The 16,220-nt window shown below is 54.8% G+C and carries 14 protein-coding genes; 4 read left to right on the top strand and 10 right to left on the bottom strand.

Translation table 11 applies throughout. The features are described 5' to 3' along the window. Position 1: 1 nt before the first annotated feature. Positions 2-1,306: a peptide ligase PGM1-related protein gene (locus JM93_RS16655; protein WP_145345715.1), complete on the bottom strand. Its 1,305-nt coding sequence runs from the start codon at positions 1,304-1,306 to the stop codon at positions 2-4. 584 nt (positions 1,307-1,890) lie between these two features. Here JM93_RS16655 and JM93_RS16660 point away from each other — a divergent pair. Then, on the top strand, positions 1,891-2,793 hold the full coding sequence (locus JM93_RS16660; RefSeq protein WP_145345717.1) for a Rossmann-like and DUF2520 domain-containing protein: 903 nt from the start codon (positions 1,891-1,893) through the stop codon (positions 2,791-2,793). A gap of 59 nt (positions 2,794-2,852) precedes the next feature. On the opposite strand, the gene phnX is transcribed toward JM93_RS16660, so the two are convergent. The 7 genes from phnX to JM93_RS16695 all read right to left on the bottom strand — a co-directional run bounded on the left by phnX (position 2,853) and on the right by JM93_RS16695 (position 10,971). Further along, positions 2,853-3,635 carry a phosphonoacetaldehyde hydrolase gene (gene phnX, locus JM93_RS16665; RefSeq protein ID WP_145345718.1) on the bottom strand — a complete coding sequence of 261 codons (783 nt, stop codon included), beginning with the start codon at positions 3,633-3,635 and terminating at the stop codon, positions 2,853-2,855. Between the two features lie 6 nt (positions 3,636-3,641). After that, positions 3,642-4,769: a TIGR03364 family FAD-dependent oxidoreductase gene (locus JM93_RS16670; RefSeq protein WP_145345720.1), complete on the bottom strand. Its 1,128-nt coding sequence runs from the start codon at positions 4,767-4,769 to the stop codon at positions 3,642-3,644. A gap of 155 nt (positions 4,770-4,924) precedes the next feature. After that, on the bottom strand, positions 4,925-5,812 hold the full coding sequence (locus tag JM93_RS16675; protein WP_145345722.1) for a LysR family transcriptional regulator: 888 nt from the start codon (positions 5,810-5,812) through the stop codon (positions 4,925-4,927). Between the two features lie 52 nt (positions 5,813-5,864). Further along, the gene (locus JM93_RS16680) at positions 5,865-7,112 is read right to left on the bottom strand and encodes an ArsB/NhaD family transporter (RefSeq protein ID WP_145345724.1); all 1,248 of its coding nucleotides are present in this window, start codon (positions 7,110-7,112) and stop codon (positions 5,865-5,867) included. 48 nt (positions 7,113-7,160) lie between these two features. Beyond that, entirely contained in the window at positions 7,161-8,411 is a 1,251-nt protein-coding gene (locus JM93_RS16685) for an MFS transporter (protein WP_145345726.1), read from the bottom strand. Between the two features lie 140 nt (positions 8,412-8,551). Next, a complete protein-coding gene (locus tag JM93_RS16690) occupies positions 8,552-9,976 on the bottom strand; it encodes an aldehyde dehydrogenase family protein (protein ID WP_145345728.1) in 1,425 nt (474 codons plus the stop codon). A gap of 20 nt (positions 9,977-9,996) precedes the next feature. Then, on the bottom strand, positions 9,997-10,971 hold the full coding sequence (locus JM93_RS16695; protein ID WP_145345730.1) for an NAD(P)-dependent oxidoreductase: 975 nt from the start codon (positions 10,969-10,971) through the stop codon (positions 9,997-9,999). 117 nt (positions 10,972-11,088) lie between these two features. Here JM93_RS16695 and JM93_RS16700 point away from each other — a divergent pair, with 117 nt between their 5' ends. Next, positions 11,089-11,964 carry a LysR family transcriptional regulator gene (locus tag JM93_RS16700; RefSeq protein WP_145345732.1) on the top strand — a complete coding sequence of 292 codons (876 nt, stop codon included), beginning with the start codon at positions 11,089-11,091 and terminating at the stop codon, positions 11,962-11,964. On the opposite strand, the gene JM93_RS16705 is transcribed toward JM93_RS16700, so the two are convergent. Continuing rightward, positions 11,946-12,869: a LysR substrate-binding domain-containing protein gene (locus tag JM93_RS16705; protein WP_145345734.1), complete on the bottom strand. Its 924-nt coding sequence runs from the start codon at positions 12,867-12,869 to the stop codon at positions 11,946-11,948. The genes JM93_RS16700 and JM93_RS16705 overlap by 19 nt on opposite strands. A 167-nt stretch (positions 12,870-13,036) precedes the next feature. Between JM93_RS16705 and JM93_RS16710 the strand changes: the two genes are divergently transcribed. After that, the gene (locus JM93_RS16710; RefSeq protein ID WP_145345735.1) at positions 13,037-14,167 is read left to right on the top strand and encodes a TauD/TfdA family dioxygenase; all 1,131 of its coding nucleotides are present in this window, start codon (positions 13,037-13,039) and stop codon (positions 14,165-14,167) included. Then, the gene (locus JM93_RS16715; RefSeq protein ID WP_145345737.1) at positions 14,164-14,928 is read left to right on the top strand and encodes a class II aldolase/adducin family protein; all 765 of its coding nucleotides are present in this window, start codon (positions 14,164-14,166) and stop codon (positions 14,926-14,928) included. The genes JM93_RS16710 and JM93_RS16715 overlap by 4 nt, the downstream gene beginning before the upstream one ends. Here JM93_RS16715 and JM93_RS16720 read toward each other — a convergent pair. Further along, entirely contained in the window at positions 14,918-16,015 is a 1,098-nt protein-coding gene (locus tag JM93_RS16720; RefSeq protein ID WP_170230708.1) for a glycoside hydrolase family 3 protein, read from the bottom strand. The two genes, JM93_RS16715 and JM93_RS16720, sit on opposite strands and share 11 nt — an antisense overlap. Positions 16,016-16,220: the final 205 nt, after the last annotated feature.

Here is a 16,220-nt window from a genome sequence, read left to right on the forward strand (position 1 = left end):
CTCACCGGGCAGCCGTCTTCTTGAAAGAGCGGCTTGTACTGCGTGGGCCACCCGAACCGGTGGTTCGCAGGGCATTCTGACACGCAGCGAGAAGTGCTGCGCTATGTTCATGCGTTCTAGCAACGGCTGTTACACCAATTTTACCAGTTGCTCTAACACCTGCAAGGTGGTGGGGTATCATCCCCGTGTTGGTTGTTGCATCAAACAGTAGACCGCTATGTTGGAGCATGCGAATAACTTCTTTGGGCCCTCTTGCAAATTGACTTGCAACCGCCACATGCTCTCTTGCCTCATAAACCGACTTCATGCCATGCCGGATAAGTTCACCTCTCCGTGGATCCAAGCGGCTATCCGTCAGGAACTTTGTCCATAAAAATGGATGGAAGGTTGCCGTTTTCCGAGCATTGATCTCAATGGCATAAAGTTCCGGCTGTTCCTCGGTGTTTATTGATACATCCACGACAAAGTCCACCGAAACCGGGCCACGCCAACCCCGTCTTGCACATTCCCGGGCAACTAGGAGCGACTGCGCAGCCACATTGTGCCGATAGCGGATATCAGCGGGAAATCTGCATCCTGTGTAGGCGCATCCGTCGACGATTTGGTCGTGGGTTGCAAGCAACTCAACATGCCCGTTAGCTGAGATCAGCAGTGTTCCGCTCGGCGATCGCAGGTTTCGACCGGAAACCTCACATTCAACGAGTGCTCCGCTCCCCCGCATTGCAGACTCAAATTCACAAAGTGAAACCGTCTTCGTATCAAAATGCAGCGCCTGTCTTAATGCTGTCTCCGATCGATAGATGCCATCGGATGCTAGCCGCGCTATACCCGTTCCGCCTTCCTCACGGTTGAGCTTGATCATTAAATTCCGAAAACCGCGGGCTTTCAGATCGGGGTAGCGGTCATGGTATAATCGGAAGAGATCTTGAATTGTGGAGATACATCCAAAATCGTCGGGCGTTTGGACCTTCGCTGCTTTGAAGATCGCCTTTGCGGTTGCTTTTGAGTCCGAGCCAGCGACTGTCTTTGGCTGTCCGGTGTGGCGGCATTCGAGAAGGTTTGCCAAATGATTTTCTGCGGTCCCTGCTGCCCAAAAGTCCAATAAAGCGCGACCTCGGGATACGACGGATCTCAATTGCGAAAAAGCCGCGGGACTTGCCAAGATTGCTTCCGCAAGTGGTTGCCCGCCTGTCGTTGGCACGCGGAGCAGCTGAAAGCGCGATGCGCTGTCAGTCGGCAATTTTCCAATCGCGATCAACCAGTGGAGTTGATGATACAAAAGCGTTTCATCGACGCGATCGGACAAAGCGAGCACAAGCCGAAGTGAGGGATCTTTCAACACCGCTAGCATGTATGTGCTGCGTTCTTGGAAAGTTTCTACTCCTGTCACGTGTGCCTTGGTCAGCGGCGACAGGCTTATGCTAGGGATATGAATAAGAGTACTTACTTTAGGCGAGGCAAAGGAATGCCAAGTCTCTTGCGTTATGGACGGGGAAGTGCTGCTCGAATGTCGCAAGTCTTTGGCACGAATGTCTACGATTGAGAAAATGACGCTGTGCCCGATGCAGGTGGGTAGGTGCATCGGGCACAGCGCCGTTCCATCGCCCAAAACGGGCTAGGAAACCGAAACTTTTTTGCCCAAATCGGCCAAGCCTTTGGCTTTGAGGTGCAGGGAACAGAGGAGTGACACCAGAGAAAGCAGATTGGCCGTCGGGTTATCTCGCAATCATCATCAAAATCCAGAGTTGATTTTATGTGTACTACAATTTTTACGTTACAACAAGAAATGTGAATACCCTGTCGGCGAGCCGTTAGGACGAAGTCCATATAAGGTATTTGGAATCAAGGTGATAGGGTTTGGACCTTCCAAGTTAAAAAGACGGAGTATGAATGACTGTCCTTAATGTGATTGGTGCCGGACGGGCGGGTACTGCGGTGACGTTGGCTTTGGCGGGTGTAGGTTTGTCGGTTGGCGCGATAGTCAGCCGGACCCCGGCATCGGCGCAACGGCTTTGTGATTGTCTGGCGCAGTTTGGAATCCGGGGCGAGGCCGTCGACCGGCTAGAGCAGTTGACCCAGGCGGACATAACGCTCTTGTCCGCAAGCGACGGTGCCTTGGCAGATCTTGCCGAAGAGCTCTCCGTCAGTCCAGACTGCCCCCAGCCTGGTGGGATTGTATTCCACCTGTCGGGTGCCCTGTCTTCAGCAATTCTGGCGCCGCTTTCATCCAAAGGAATCCATGTTGCCAGCGTTCATCCTGTAAAGTCGTTTTCAAGCCTGGCATCAGACCCGCAAACCCTCAGTGGAATATGGTGCGGTTTCGAAGGCGATGGCGCGGCAGTATCCACGTTAAGCAAGTGGTTTCAGGACGCGGGCGCTATCCCTTTTGCCATCGACGGAGAGCGAAAACCGCTCTATCACGCAGCGGCGGTGGTGTCCTGCAACTACCTTTACACTCTTTTAGAAGCTTCCATGCAGCTCTACGAAGCAGCCGGTATCGACCGCGACGCGGCATCCCGGCTTCTGGGCCCAATCCTTCATGAAACAATAGACAATGGCTTGAACCTGGGCCCGGCTGAAGCGCTCACCGGTCCGATTGCCCGGGGTGACGCTGCCACGGTATCAAAACACTGGGCGGCGCTGGCCAGTCAATCGGAGTCTTTGCAGGCTCTTTATGCAGCCATGGGTCATGCAACTGTGGAACTATCTGGTATCAAGGGACATGCAACGCCAACTGATCTTGCTATGATACGTGAAATATTGAGCGCCTCACCAACCCAGTATCCCCGCTAAGCGGGCGTGTAACGTCGTGCTTGAAACAACATTCTACAAAGTAGCGAGCAGTTTGATAGCTATCGCGTGTCTAGTTTTTCAATCAGTTCCGGAAGATCAGCCACCGTATCGATAACATGATCGGCGCCCGCTTCTAGAAGCGCCGTGGTCGCTTTTGCTCGAATTGCAGCAACATCGTCGACGGATAGTTGAGCGAGTTCATCCGGTGTTTTCCCGGCATAGTTCCCGGACAATGCGAGGCCAACTGTTAGGCAGCCTGCCGCCACGCCCTCGGCGATTCCAGGCTCTGTGTCATCGACTTTGATGACGGCTGACGGCGGATAGACAACAAGGTCTATGAAACATTTGTACATGCCCAATGGACCCGGCCGGCCCTCGGGTAGGTCATCGGCACAGACAAGATTGTCCGGTGCATAGCCTTGCTCCTCGGCAACCGGCAGAACCCGTTCCATTATCGAGCGCGTATAGCCTGTCGTCGAGCCGATCTTGATATCTTTGTTCCTGAGATAATGAACCGTATCAAGGGCCCCCGGAACAAGGTCCGCATAGTCGACGACGACCGCTTCATTCATTGGAACAAATACTTCGTACACTTTATCGACATCCCTGTCGGAAGGTGGGCTGCCATATTTTTCGGCCCATTGCCGAGTGATGTTCGGATCATCCATCATTGCCCGGATATGGTCCCACTTGGGCTTGCCCATAGGCGCGCGCGCCTGGTCAATCGAAACCGAAATACCGAATTTTTCGAACGCTTTTACAAAAACGCCCATCGGCGCAAAGGAGCCGAAATCGATCATGGTTCCGGCCCAGTCGAAGACCACCGCTTTGAATTTTGACATGTTATCCTATCCGAAAAGCTCTGAGACGGTTTCTTCGCCAATGGCGAAAGCAGTCGAGGCGCCGCAGCCCGCTGTCACCATGACGATCCGGGTTGCGTCGTCAGGTTTGTCGGTCAAACGCCAGCGGCCGCTGGCAGAAGCATAGGTGCCAAGCCATGCCTCGCTGACCGAATAGTCGCCGATGTCGAGAACGGCATCCATTTCTTGAAGAATGAGGTCGTTGACAGACCCATCGATAAATGGATCTGGTGTGTCCGCGTAGTGGTGGCTGTCTCCAACAACAAGGCTGCCGTCAGCGGACTGCACAACAATCAGGTGAATGCCGTTTTCCCGATAAGGCGACAGGTCGCGGTCGAGTCGTGCTTTTAGTTTTTGCGCTTCGGGCAATTCTGCATAGCCGAGATAACGGGCAAGGCCATGGTCGGACATCACCGCGGTGCCGAGTGATAGGCGAGTTTTTGGCGTGACACGCAGCATCTGTAGCTTGCAGCGTGTCACGCTGTAGTCTGCAATGCGGTGTGAAAACAGGGTTGTCTTGTCATCGCCCGGGCAGGCGACAACAGTTGCGGCTTGGAGCGGGCCACGCGAGGTTTCCAAGTGCGGCGCGCTAATCGAGCTTACGCTGGTTTGCCAAAGAAAATCGACACCATACACGTCCTCTAGCCAGCGGGCGATCCGCGGCAGGGCCTCGCGCGATTCCACGCGAAGTTCAAGGGGGGAATAAAGCGCTGAGGAGATGGTCTGCTGCCGGAGGGCCGGTGCATGTTCTGCAGCTTCGCGAGGCGTCAAGCGCTTGCAATGCGTTCCCATCTCCGTTCCGAGAAAGGCATCAATTACGTCATCTGATTCCGGCAGACGCGCCGCTACCGTTAATCCGTGATGTAAAACCGGTATTCCCGCCTTTTGGGCTACTTCCGCCCATATTTTGCGGCTTTCAAATGCTTTTTGCCAGCAATCGCCGGCTTGCTGGCCGGTGACTGTTACAAATCCGAAATTGCGTATAGAGGCACCGTTCGCGGCAGCGTCGCGCTCGACGACGACCACGCGTTTGTTGCGTTTTGCCGCCGCCAAAGCGTGGGCAAGCCCAAGGATACCCGCGCCGACCACCGCAATATCATAGGTGTTTTTTGTCATGTGCAGTCGAACTCTGTCATCAGCAGGTCCACAAGTCTGAGGTCAGGTAAACCGGCATCTATGCGTCACGCCGCTATAACGGCGTTTCGTATGACAGATCGATGAAAAAGCTCTGTTTATAGCTTTTGGCTATCAATTAGCGGCTGAGGCCGCTTTTACCCTGAAAGGTCTAGGGAGGAAAAAAAGGCATCGACTGTCGAGACCTTGGTCATGTCGCGTGGACACACAACATAGTGGGTTGCTGTGAGAACCGGATCGTCAACACCAATGGCCACGAACCCGTCGCGATCGGTGATTTCAGCCTCCATAGCCACCCCAAGGCCAACGCCGGACCGGATCAAGCTCGCAATGGAGCCCCAGGATCCGAGCGCGAGAACGGTGCGCGGTTTAACACCTGCGATAGTCGCGGCCGCGTCAAAAATTTTGCGCGTTCCGGACGAGCTCTCACGCTGGATCAAGGGAATGCCCTCAACCTGCTTCCAGCTTAGCGGACCCTGGCTTGCCAGTGGGTGCTCCGGTGGTGCGGCGAGAACTATGCGGGTCTTGACGAGTTCAAGTCCGGCCAAATGTCCTGGAATTTCCCGAGCAGTGATGAAGCCGATGTCGAGTTCGCCGTCATCCAGCAAATTCATCAAGTCTTGTGTCGCCATAGCCCGCGCTTCAATGGCAACATCCGGGTAATTGGTCATGAAATTCGAGATACGGGGTATGGCCAGCTGGTAAGTTGAATAACCGATCCGAAGCTCACCGCCGGCGAGCGCCTTTTTTTCGGTCAGGTCGCGCTCGATATCGCCGCAAAGCGCCAAAACAGAGCGAATTCTTGGAAGTAACCTTTCGAGTGCCGGAGTTGGCGCAACCGTATGACCGCTTTTCGAAAGCAAACGGGTTTTGAAGCGGGTCTCAATCGCTTGAATCTGATTGGAAACCGATGGCTGCGATACACCCAATTGTTTCGCTGCCGCAGAAAAACTGCCATGCCGGGCAACCGCTTCCAGAGCGCGCACCTGACTCAGGCTGAGTTTACCGTTTTCACGTTGTGCCATACCGTCTCATTTCTGCCGTTGAGGCGTGTCTTCCGGCGACCAAAACTTTGGCTTACAGAACAGGATAAACGTAGACCACCCACCCGTAACAAACGGCAACGGAAAAAAACGTCACTGGAATAACAAGTCTTGTGAATTGCCAAAATTGAAATGGTTTAGCGCCGAGTTTTTCAGCTTGTTGCACCACAATCACGTTGCTTGCGGCGCTTGTGATGAACAGGTTTCCGGCGAGCGTACTGATCCCGGCAAGGAGCATGAACGTTTGTGTTTCCCCGGATTTCAAAAGGTTCAGATAAATCTCGACAACCGGTACGTTTGAGAACAGCTGGCTGGCCCAGAAACTGACTTTCGCAACGATAAACGGCTCATTGAGCCGGTCCTGCCAGGATCCAAGCAGGTTTTGCAGGACGCCGGACTGTAGCACTGCCCCTGTGACAATGAACATGGCAACAAAAAAGATCAGCGTATGCCAGTCAACCTGTTTGAAAATCGTGATCCGTTCCCGCGAGAAGATATAGACCGGAAGACAGGAAAGAACGCTGATCGCCCCAAGCGGAATATCAAACCGCGGAAAGTAACCCGCCAAAACGCTGTCGGCGATAACCAGTACAGAAAGAACGCCGGTCGCAAGCAGAGCTGGCCATAACTGGTCGCTGGAAGGGGCCGGCAACGTCACTTCGGTGGTTCCGGAAGCCGAAGGTGCGCAGCTGAGACAGAAACGGTACCAGATGAAACAAAACAGCAAAGACAACAAAGTGGGAACAAACAACCAGGCGGCAAATGTGCCGACAGGGTTGCTGAAATGGCCGTCTGCGACGATCAGAATGTTTTGCGGATTGCCGACTGGCGACGTCATGCTGCCGACCGTCACAATGGCGCAGAGAGCAATCAGGGGCACCGACGGGGCAATTTTAAGGCGTGCCGCTATTGTGATTGCAATCGGCGTTCCAATTGCGGCTGCGGCATCGTTGGTCAGGACTGCCGAGATGAGCGCGACAAGCACCAGAAACAAAAACAGCGGCAGGGAGGCGCTGTCCCGGTCTTTGCAGATCCAGTCGCTCAGGCGGTGGGCGATACCGCAATCATAAAGCGCATGGGATATCGTAAATACACCGAACAGGTAGGCGATGACGTTCCAGTCGATGGCATCCAAGGCAGAAGTTGGACCGATCTGCCCTGTAACCAGAAGGATCACCGCGCCGGCTGTCATGATTTGCCAGATCCGAATCCATTCAGGGAGCCATTGGCGAATGGAGATCAATAGAAAAATGACAATCGAAACGCCAAGGCTAAAAGTCATGAGGTCGTCGTCCTGCGAAAAGAGTCCGGAAAAACTAGGGCCAGCACCCTAGGCGTCGCCAGGAGGGTTGGCGTCCCCGGCTTTGTTTTTGTCTAAGAGGTCCGGCGCGGTTTCAGGCATGGCGAAAGCGAAGATCAAGGCGCCGATAACCGCAATTCCCGCCAGAAAAAGAAAACCGCTGGAATAGCCCGCGACTTGGGAAACCCAGCCTGCGATGACATTGCTTAGTGTGGCGCCAATCCCGATCAAGGTCGTCAAGGCGCCTTGAGCTGCGTTGAACCGGCCTGTGCCCCTGGTAACGTCGGCAAGGATCAGCAGAAAGATCATCCCGAAAATGCCGTTCGCGATACCGTCCAAGGCCTGAACCGCGACCAGATAGTAGCTGTCGTCGGAAAGCGTATAAAGAAAACCTCTGATTGGCAGGATCATGAACGCGGCGAGAAACAGCGGCTTGCGGCCCCAGGTGTCTGCTTTGGCGCCGCATAACAGCGCCATCGGGATCATGAGAAATTGCGCCGCGATGATACAGGCGGAGGTGAACGCGATCCCGTCACCGGTATTTCCTCCTTGCGCGAGTTTTTGGCTTACGAGCGGAAGCATCGCGGCATTGGCGAAATGGAAAATCACAACGCTTATCGCAAATACGATGAGCCGCCGGTCCGTCAGCAGGGCCTTGATGCCCTCGGCGCTTTCGCCCCGGGTCACCCCCTCGGAAACTCCGCCGCGGGCGAGGTCATGATCGATGGCCTTGCTGTCCAGCATCAGGATGCTCGCGAGCATACCGACCGACATCCCGGCAATCAGCCAAAAGACACCGTCAGGGAGCCAGATCACCGCGACAGCGGCGCCCATTGCCGCGCCAAACACGTTCCCTGTATGGTTCCAGGCCTGGTTAGCACTGGTTTGCGCCGTAAACCGGTCCGGCCCGACGGTCCCCAAGGTTACCGCCGCAATGCCAGGCCCCAAAAATGCGCCGGCAATGCCAATTGCGATCTGGGCGGTGTACACCAGCCAAACCGGGTCGTCAGAGGCAACTATCGCCACCGAGCTTATACCGATTAAAACAGCGCAGATGGCCAGAATCAGCTTTTTTTTGCGCGTCGCGTCGATAATTGCGCCTGCCGGCGTTTGTACGATGACTGTCGCAATTGAGCCGACTGCCAGCGCCATACCAATTCCGCCCGGTTTCCAATGGTATGCAGACAGAAGGTAGATTGCTAGATAGGGGCCAAGGCCGGCAACCACGTCCCCGGCGAAGAAGTTGATGCCGAGAAGCGAACGGTTGGTGCGTGCAGTCATAGGGCTTTTTTCACTATCCGGCCGAACAAGGTTCGGTCATGAGGACGCAAAAAAGCTGCGCCCTTTATCCGCTCTCACGATAACGGATCAATCGCAGCATAACTATCGATAATTGCCATTTCCTGTTTCCGCCGTCCTTTTCAGCTGGTGATGGCTTTCAACTCAAGAAAGTCGTTCAGGCCAAATTCGCCATATTCACGGCCGTTGCCGGACTGTTTGTATCCACCGAACGGCACGTCCCAATCGGGGCTGGCGCCGTTGATGTAAACGCTCCCGGCCCTCAGTTTTTTCGCAACGCGTTTCCCGCGATCTGGATCGCCGGTTTGAACATACGCCGCCAGGCCGTAGGGCGTATCATTGGCGATATTGATTGCTTCGGCTTCACTGTCGAATAGAATAATCACCAGGACCGGGCCGAATATTTCTTCCCGGGCGACATGCATCTGGTTGGTCACGTCAGCGAACAGCGTCGGCTTGACATAATAGCCGGCGCTCAATCCGTCGGGCTTGCCCAATCCGCCGGCGAGTAGCTTGGCGCCTTCCGCAATGCCTTTTTCGATGTGGCCTTGGATCCTGTCATATTGCAACTTGCTGACAACGGGGCCGATGTGATCGCCATCCTCTTCCGGGGAGCCTACTTGGGTGTCTTCGGCGCAGGTTGTCGCAAAATCCACCACATCCTGATAAACGGATCGCTCGACAAGCAGCCGTGTTGGCGCATCACAAGATTGGCCCGAGTTCGAAAAGCAGCTTTCGATCGAAAATCGAACGGCTGTCTCAAGATCCGCATCTGCAAATAGTATGTTCGGTGACTTTCCGCCGAGCTCCAAAGCCACGCGTTTGACTGTGGGCGCCGCATTCTGGGTCACAGAAGTGCCCGCCCGTGTTGAGCCAGTGAAGGAAATCATATCAATGTCCGGGTGGCTGGACAAAGCGGATCCGACCTCAGTTCCATCACCGTTGACGTGATTGAAAACGCCCGCCGGACACCCGGCTTCATCGATGATTTCTGCGAACAATAGCGCGGAAAGCGGCGCTATTTCGCTGGGTTTGAGGATCATCGTGCAACCGGCAGCCAGTGCCGGAGCCACTTTGGCGACGATCTGATTGATCGGCCAGTTCCAGGGTGTAATCAGGCCGCACACGCCGACCGGTTCATGGCGTAGCAGGCTGCCTCCGCGCGGGCTGGGCCGTTCCCATTGGTGGGCACGCAGGGCTTCCAGGGTAGCCTCCAGATGACCAACTCCTGCAGGCGTCTGCTGTTCTTTTACAAACCTTTTCGGTGCGCCCATTTCAAGGCGGATTGCTTCATCCATGTCCGCACTTCGGCGTTGATACACCGTGAGAATCCGCTCCAATAAGGCGGCGCGCTCGTCGGGAGACGTTTCGGACCATGTTGCAAAAGCTGCCCTGGCTGCTCCGACTGCGTGGTCGACATCTTCCTGAGAACCCAGCGAAACAACGGCAATAGGCGCTTCGGTTGCCGGATTGATAACTGCGAAATCGTTGGGGACCGCTGGTTTGGTCCACCTGCCATTAATGTAAAACTGTCGGCTATCAAGCATGATCGGTCCGTTTTTTCTGGTCATTCAGCTGCGAGTGTTTGCGGCCCTTTTGGAACGACCTCATAGCCCGGTTCTTCCGGCTCGTCGTCATGCATCTCACTTGGAAAGCCCGGGGCTTCAATTTTCAGGCCGGTGGCTTCCTCAAGGCGTTTGATGATGTTGGGTGACAACTCGCGCGGTCCAAACCGGTTGATACCATCTTTAAAGATCTGGTTCAGGAGAGGCGATACTTCCAGCGGCACCTCGTGGGTTTCTGCTATAGCCTGAAAAAGGCCGATGTCTTTTGAGACAAGATCCATTGTGAAGGAGATATCGCGGGAGCCGTTCAAGATCACTTGGCTTTCGGTCTCATGCACAAAGGAGGTGCCGGAGGAAATTTTGATCGCCTCGTAGGAGATTCCCAGATCCATTCCCGCAGCTTTGCATGTAACAAGTGCCTCGGCCACTGACACGAGATTCGCGGTGGCCAGGTAGTTTGTAACCACTTTCAAAATTGATGCCGAACCGATGTCGCCGGTATGGAGAACGCGGCGCCCGAGCACCGTTAGAAACGGTAAGGCCTTATCAAACGTCGGGCGCGTGCATCCGGCGAAGATCGAAATGTTGCCCGTCGCTGCTCGGTGGCATCCGCCGGAGACCGGGCACTCGATCGCCTCGCCTCCCTTTGCGATTACAAGACCGGCGAGACGCTTGACCTCGTTCGCATCGGTGGTCGACATTTCAGCCCAAATTGTTCCTGGCCCAATTCCTTCCAAAATACCATTGGGTCCTTCAACAACGGCAGCGCAAGCAGCCGGACTGGGCAGGCATGTGATGACAACATCGCACGTTTGCGCCATCGTTTTCGGACTGCCCCCTTTAGTGGCTCCTTTTCGAGTGAACTCTTGGATGAGGCTTTCTTCCAGATCGTGTACGACCAGTTCATAGCCGTTGCGCAATATGCTCCCGGCGAGCTTGCCGCCGACATTTCCAAGCCCGATGAACCCTACGCGCATGTCCGTCTCCATTGCGAGTGCTGCTCAAATTCGATCGAAACACTGTGAGCGGCTTATCGTAGAAAGAGAAACGAATAAAAAACTGGACATTACTCGAAAAAATTTATCAATAGACGCATGTCAAAATTCCCAAACTTGCTCTGGTTGCGCAGTTTTGAAGCAGTTGGCCGGCACGGCGGTTTTACGGCGGCGGGAGAGGAATTGGGACTAACCCAAGCAGCGATCAGCACGCATATCCGCTCGCTGGAAGCGGAGCTTGGCTATGTTTTGTTTGAGCGGTCAACGCGCAAAGTCTCACTGACAGAAATCGGCAAAGCTTATCTTCCGGCCGTGCGTCAAGCGTTCGATGATCTGTCGTTGTCGACCGAGGGTTTTTTCGGGGGACGCGGCAAGGAAACAGTGACCATTCGCGCGCCGATCTCGACTGCGACTCTAATCTTGTCCCCCGAAATTCCAGCGTTGCTTCGGCAAGAGCCAGGGCTGAGCATTCGGCTTGTTTCGGCAATATGGGCTGAAAACCTGCTCGAATCCAACATTGATATCGATATCAGGCTTGGGCATGGGCGTTGGCCTGGATGCCATGCTGACCCGCTTGGGATGGACCATATTCTACCGGTCGCCAGCAGAGACCTTTGTAGGAGCATCACTGCACCCGAGGACCTCGCCGACTGTCAAAAGATCCACATTTTGGGGTTCGAAGACCACTGGGCGCGATATTTTAAGGACTTGGGAATTGCCAGCACCAGTGCGCGGGGTGAAATCACAGTTGACACAACCCTCGCAGCGATTGAAATCGCGGCTTCGGGCGGAGGAGTGGCGCTAATTCTTGAGAGGGTTGCGCGGCGGCTGGCGGATCAGGAGCGACTGGCCATTGCGTTGAACCACTGCATTCCTTTGGGCCAAGACCACTTCTTGATTGAACACTGGGATACCCGCCCGCCCCGAATGGCGGTTGAGCGAGTCCGCACCTGGCTTCAGGCACTGTTTGCCTGAACAGTGGTTATGCTGTGTGCAGCCTCGCGTTTGAGCCATTCTACGACCGTCTTTGCGGGCCCGGGGTTACGGCACCTGTGTGACAAAACTGCATGATAACCATCCCTCGGGATCAATGGTTCAAGGCCGGCGTGCACGAGATGGCTTTTTTCAACATGGTCGCCGGTGATTGAGCGCCACCCGAGCATGACGCCGTGGCCGGACATGGCCGCTTGGGTCGCCTGTACATAATTGGAAAACCTGAGTCCTTTGGCAGATTCCGCAGCGTGTTGGTTGGTTCGCGAAAGATATTGCGGCCAGTTGACCCAGTGCCGGTCGGTGAAGTCAACGTGTATCAGGAAGGCGGATGCAAGGCCGGTTGTACTTTGGGCAATCCGTTGGGCCAGGGCCGGCGCGCAGACTGGTTCTATGCGCTCCGGGAAAAGCAGTGCCACCGTGCCATCTGCCCACCTGCCATCCCCATACCGGAGCGCAATGTCCGTACCGGCGCCAAGAACGGGAACCTCTTGCTGAGTGGTCTGCACGTTGACAGCAATGTCGGGATGATCGAGGTAAAAGGCCTCCAATCGAGGCATAAGCCAATATGTTGCAAAGCCAATTGTGCAAGCGAGTGTGACGGATGAACTGTCTTCGCTTGTCAGTGTTCGAATGTCCTCAAGCGCCGCAGTTAGGCGTTCCAGATTGTCGGTGACGGCCTTGAGGAGGATGTCACCGGCCTCCGTCAGGCTTGCAGGACGTGTGGCTCGGTTCAGAAGCTGCGCGCCAATGTGTTCTTCAAGCTGGCGAAGCGCCTGGCTTACCGCTGGTTGGGAGACGTTGAGCTCCTTCGCAGCTTGTTTGACACCGCCTGCACGATGCACGGTCTCAAAGACCCCGAGAAGCCGAAGCGGTGGCAAACGGTACATATCTGTAACTTAAGCTATCGATTAATTTAAGTTCGGTTTTTATCGCCTTTTCAGATGTGTGAAGCAAGCTCATTCTTCAGATAAATATCTGCCTTGAAGGCGGGTCTGGGCAGAGTGCCGATGTTGCACTTACTCCGGGCCCGTTATTAACATAAGGAACTTGAGCGATGCTCGGGACTGGCGAAGACGGCGTGTTGATGACGGAAACCGGCTTGGAGGTGCCGATGCCGGACGGCATGTCGGCCTACTTCAATTACTATTGGCTTCGGGATAATTGCCCAACGTCCTTCGATTTCGAAACGCGTGAGCGTGTTTTTGATGTTTTTGGGTTAGACACTGGGCCAAAAGCGCAGTCTGCGGTGATCACCGGTGGGCATTTGGAAATTGTCTGGCAGGGCACGGATCATGTCACCCGTATGCCGCTGGCCTTTCTTCAGGAATATGCAACCCCCGGTCAGAGGGAGGACACCGCGAATCTGGTCAAGACACCCTGGTACTCCGACCACTATTCAAACCTGACACGGATCTCCAACGCCGAATTGACAGCGGATCAGCAGGCGCTCAAAGCATGGGTTCATGCGATGCTCACCGACGGTGTAGCGCTTCTGACTGGGCTTCCCGACACAGATGAGGCCCTGTTTGAAACAGCGCGCATGCTTGGGCATGTCCGGCCGAGCTATTTTGGTCATTCGTTTGAGGTGAAGACACACATCAAACCGACCAATCTTGCGTTTACGTCAAAGGCATTGCCTCTGCATACGGATTTGCCGTCAGAGGACTTCGCACCGGGCGTTCAGTTCCTTCATTGCCGGGCCAATTCGGTCGAAGGGGGGGACAGTCTGTTCGTCGATGGCCTCGCGGTTGCTGAGGATTTCCGCGCGCTCTATCCCGATGATTTCAAACTCTTAGTTGAGACAGATATCCCCTATTATTGCGAGCATGACACGTTCGACATGCGGGCCCGGCAGCGGGTGATCGAACTCGACGAATCCGGAAATATTTCCGGCGTAACGATAAGCCAGCATCATTCCGATGTCTCGGATTTGCCGCAAAGACTGCTCGACAGGTACTACCCTGCGTTCTGCCGGTTTGGACGGATGATGCGTGATAAGAAATACATGATGCGCTTCCGTTTGAACGCGGGAGAGTGCATCGTATTTGACAATCATCGCATCGTTCATGGCCGGGCGGCCTATTCGGCGACCAGCGGAGAGCGCCATCTGCGCGGGTGTTATATAGACCGGGGCGAAATGCGCTCGACCTATCGCGTTTTGGCCGGAACCGGGAGATTCCAGTGAATGCTGTGAGCGAACTTTCACCTGACAAGACTGGGACGGATGAGCAGGCTCTGCGTGAGGATTTGGCAGCCGCGTTCAGAATTGCAGTTATATTTGGCTGGCATGAATCCGTCGGAAATCATTTTAGCGCAGCTGTCTCAGAGGATGGGTCAAAGTTCCTCATGAACCCGAAGTGGCGGCACTTTTCGGAGGTTTGCGCGAGCAATTTGCTGCTACTGGATGCGCATAACGAACAAGGGATGGATGTGCCGGATGCGCCTGATCCGTCGGCGTGGTGTATCCACGGGACCGTTCACCGGGTAAACCCTGCTGCTCGTGTACTGTTTCACTGCCACCCGCCAAACGCCACGGCGCTCGCCACGCTTCAAGACCCGTCCTTGAAGCCTATAGATCTCAACACAGCCCGCTTTTACGGAAAAGTGGCGGTCGACTTGGGATTTGGCGGAATGGCGGATGAAGCCGAAGAAGGGCGGCGGATTGCCGAAACGCTAGGCAACAAGCCTATCCTGATCATGGGGAATCACGGTGTATCCGTGGCTGCGGCCAACATTCCCGAAGCGTTTGAGCATCTGTATTTTTTCGAGCGCGCCGCTGAAACGCTCCTGAAGGCTTACGCAACCGGCCAGCCATTGGCCGTCATGTCAGACAACTTGGCTGCCAATACAGCTGCCGAATGGGAGCCTTACAACGGCATGGGGCATGCACATTTCGATTATTGGAAGCGACGGGTTGAAGCAGAACAGCCTGACTTCAAGCGTTAGGCTCGCTGGGCGTCACCGATGATGGCGTAGAACCGTTGGTTAGCCGTGCTTTTGCAGCACGAATACGCTCATAAGAACGATGGATTTGGTCTTTGGGGATTCTGCCCGACATTACCGCGCGGACAATAGCCTGATTGATACGCCGTCCAAGATTGGGGTCATTCCGTCCGTAACTCGATGCGATGATCATGTCATTTCCGGCAGCTATTGCCGCTATGGCGGCCTGTTCAACCGTCATACGGCTGGAAATCGCATCCATTTCCAGATCGTCGGTAATCAGAATAGTGGTCTGGCCGGCAATGGCGCGTGCCTGGCGTGTTGCTTTCCGGGACATTGATGCGGGCGTTCCAGGTGCGTCTGAGAAATCCGGGTGAACGAGATGCGCCATCATGATCATGTCGGCGTGCCTTGTCTGCGCGAGCTGTTGAAATGGGACAAGTTCTTCCGGTTGCCAGACGTCGGTGATGTCTGGCAACACGGTGTGACTGTCCTGTTTCGAGCTGCCGTGGCCAGGGAAGTGTTTCAGGCTTGTTAGAATGTTGACTGCATGGTGTGCAGATATAAACATACCTCCACAACGTGACACGGTTTCGGACTTGTCAGAGTAGCTCCGGCCAAGATGGCCGATGATCGGATTATCCAGGTTAATGTTTAGATCAACCACTGGTCCGAAGTTGAGATTGATCCCGAGGGCGCGGAGGCCTCGAGCAAGTGTGGCATACTGTTCCTGCGCATTAGATCCGGCGCACCCGCCAGTGTTCTCGGCAAACTCGGCAGCGGACGGCCATCTTGGAAATCCTTTCCGCGGCTGAAGGCGCTGAACAGCACCGCCTTCTTGGTCGACCGAAATGAAAGGTGTTGGATCAACGTGATTGGTGAGATCACCAACGAGTTGATGCACCTGTGCCGGTGATTGAATGTTTCTGCCGAGCAGGATCACGCCGCCAATCGTTCCGTTGTGAAGCTGATCGGAAATGGTGCGCACACTTGCGTCATGCACACTCTGTCCATTGAAGCCGATGACAATTGTCTGCCCAACTTGTCGTTCCAAGTCAGTGAGGGCTTTGGTGACGTGATCGCTCGGCATTCGGGCGGGCTGGAATGCAAAACCGCCAGCCCAAAGAACAGCAAACACGGCGCACATTATTGAAAGTAAATTGGAATCTCGCGTTTTGGTGCTCACGTCAGATTGCCTGTAATGATTTTTCTTTGTCTACCGTTTCCTAAAAATCCGGTGAAATTACGGAAACGGTGAGCAATACAGAAAGTCAAACGGTCTTACGTATAAAAAT

This window comes from Roseibium hamelinense (genome assembly GCF_007830545.1).
Lineage (GTDB): Bacteria > Pseudomonadota > Alphaproteobacteria > Rhizobiales > Stappiaceae > Roseibium > Roseibium hamelinense.

What these genes read in the sequence shown, in the direction of transcription:
- JM93_RS16720 (WP_170230708.1), bottom strand. Translation starts at nt 16,015, where the DNA reads ATGCCGAGCGATCACGTCACCAAAGCCCTCACTGACTTGGAACGACAA.
- JM93_RS16690 (WP_145345728.1), bottom strand. Translation starts at nt 9,976, where the DNA reads ATGCTTGATAGCCGACAGTTTTACATTAATGGCAGGTGGACCAAACCA.
- JM93_RS16705 (WP_145345734.1), bottom strand. Translation starts at nt 12,869, where the DNA reads ATGTACCGTTTGCCACCGCTTCGGCTTCTCGGGGTCTTTGAGACCGTG.
- JM93_RS16660 (WP_145345717.1), top strand. Translation starts at nt 1,891, where the DNA reads ATGACTGTCCTTAATGTGATTGGTGCCGGACGGGCGGGTACTGCGGTG.
- JM93_RS16670 (WP_145345720.1), bottom strand. Translation starts at nt 4,769, where the DNA reads ATGACAAAAAACACCTATGATATTGCGGTGGTCGGCGCGGGTATCCTT.
- JM93_RS16695 (WP_145345730.1), bottom strand. Translation starts at nt 10,971, where the DNA reads ATGCGCGTAGGGTTCATCGGGCTTGGAAATGTCGGCGGCAAGCTCGCC.
- JM93_RS16710 (WP_145345735.1), top strand. Translation starts at nt 13,037, where the DNA reads ATGCTCGGGACTGGCGAAGACGGCGTGTTGATGACGGAAACCGGCTTG.
- phnX (WP_145345718.1), bottom strand. Translation starts at nt 3,635, where the DNA reads ATGTCAAAATTCAAAGCGGTGGTCTTCGACTGGGCCGGAACCATGATC.
- JM93_RS16675 (WP_145345722.1), bottom strand. Translation starts at nt 5,812, where the DNA reads ATGGCACAACGTGAAAACGGTAAACTCAGCCTGAGTCAGGTGCGCGCT.
- JM93_RS16685 (WP_145345726.1), bottom strand. Translation starts at nt 8,411, where the DNA reads ATGACTGCACGCACCAACCGTTCGCTTCTCGGCATCAACTTCTTCGCC.
- JM93_RS16680 (WP_145345724.1), bottom strand. Translation starts at nt 7,112, where the DNA reads ATGACTTTTAGCCTTGGCGTTTCGATTGTCATTTTTCTATTGATCTCC.
- JM93_RS16700 (WP_145345732.1), top strand. Translation starts at nt 11,089, where the DNA reads ATGTCAAAATTCCCAAACTTGCTCTGGTTGCGCAGTTTTGAAGCAGTT.